The 1,891-nt window shown below is 51.5% G+C and carries 1 protein-coding gene; it reads right to left on the bottom strand.

The window, feature by feature from the left end:
- On the bottom strand, nucleotides 1-1,891 hold a 1,891-nt coding region (locus GX466_09370), incomplete at both ends, for a hypothetical protein (GenBank protein ID NLH94404.1).

Raw genomic sequence — 1,891 nt, 5'->3', positions numbered from 1 at the left:
CCAGCGCGCGGGCTTGATCTCCACGCAATTCTGCTAAAGCCGCGGGTACCCAGCTTTCAAAGACGTCGTGATTCAGCAATTCGCGACGAGAGATCTCCTGCTGTAACGCGTCCGTTTGATGCTCAAACTCCTCAAGGGTTGTCTTTTCCAGGAATAACAACAGCGCATACATACGCGCTTTTAACCCGATCCCGGCGAGATTTTTTTGTTTTGCTTCCTCGATGGAACGCTGTATCAGTTCCAACGCATCTGTATTTTTTCTCTCATCCGCCAGCATGACCGCCGCCAGCGAACGGCTTTCAACCGCCGGGTAATTAATGACATTGGAACGAAAGACCTGGTCATAATATCCGTGCGCTTTGTCGTTCGCCCTCAACGAACGGAATATATCTCCTTTAATTTTTACCGCCTGGATAAAAAGCTTTTCCTGGGGGAAATTGGCTTCTCTGCGATGCACCCGGTCGATAAAATACCAGCTCTTATCCAGGTCTCCATTGTGCAGGTACGCCATTGCCGCCACCAGTTCCAACAGCGAGAGCCAGAACCGTACCTGCAGAGTCTCTGCCATCGAGTGATTCACGCGGAAGGTTAGCAGGGCTTCTTGAACGCGCCCGTTATAATATTGCGCCATTGCCAGGAGCGCGTGACCCTGCACCCTGGCTGAACGTCTTTTTACCAGCACGCTAAGCCTGGCCATCTCGGCGGCGATTTTTTCAGCCTTGCCAGGCTCTCCAAAGAAAATGTGCAAGATACAGATGTAAGAAAGGATGTTCACGCGGTTATCAAGCGAATCCTGGTCTTTCGTTGCGGGATCGCGTTTCAAGGCGTCCGTGAGCAGTTCATATGCTCGTGTGTATTCATCCCTCCCAAACTGCATAATCCCCAATCGAGATAAAGCTTTGATGAGCTCCGCGTCGTACCCGGTGTTGGACAGGTAAAAGATGGCCCGCTGAAAATAATCCGTTGATTTTTCATATTCATACAAGAAATCTGCCGCTCTACCCAAACCGCTTAGCCCGGTACCAATAAGCAGCAGGCTGTGCGTCGCTTCTCCAACCTCCAGGCAGCGCTGATAAATTTTTTCGCAGGTGCGCGAATCATCCTGGTCGTGGGCATAGTTCCCCCACTCATTCGCCGCCTGGTAAATGACAGACTCGTCATATCCTGCCGGTAACCTGCTGATCAAATCCAAAGCCCGGCCATATGAAAGATAGGTTTCGTCTTTTGAATACTTTGAACCCGCGTACCTTCCTGCTTCCAACCACGCCTTCACAGCCGGCTGTGTCTCTCCAGCCGTTTCAAAATGAAAGGCGATTTCTTTTGCAAACGCAGGCTGCCTGGGACGGCGACTGAGCAGCGCTTTCGCCGCCCGTAAATGCAGGCGCCTCTTTTCTGCAGGGCCCAATTGGTCCAGGATTATTCCGCGTTCCACCTCGCGGCTAAACACATAACTTCCTTCCGTCCTGTCCTCAAGATTGGCGCTTATAAAGCCTTTCAGGCTCAACTCATTCAAAGCCGCCACCAGGGCTTCGTCAGTTATGCCGGTCATCTCTTCAACGACATCAATGTAGAAAGTCCTCCCTAAAACTGCCGCCGCTGACAGCACCGCTGCAGAAGCCTTTTCCAGCAGGTTCATCTTTCCTCTGACCAGCCTGACAATGGATTCTGGCGGAGAACAGGCGCCAAAATCAGAAAGCTGATCACTGGATATATTTTTCTGCTGCATCGCTCTCAAACACTCGATCAAATAAAACGGGTTGCCGCCCGTCTGGCAATGCATCTTTTTCACCAGGTCTTCATCAGCCGTCTTACCGAAAATGCGCTGCATGAAAAGACCAATCTCACGGTTCTGCAGCGGAGCCAGGCGGATCGTTTCCAGTTTTCGCGACCT

The sequence above is a fragment of the Candidatus Cloacimonadota bacterium genome (genome assembly GCA_012516855.1).
In the GTDB taxonomy this organism is placed as follows: Bacteria; Cloacimonadota; Cloacimonadia; order Cloacimonadales; family Cloacimonadaceae; genus Syntrophosphaera.
Note: the sequence above shows the minus strand (reverse complement) of the source record. Positions and strands in the feature narration are given on the sequence as shown.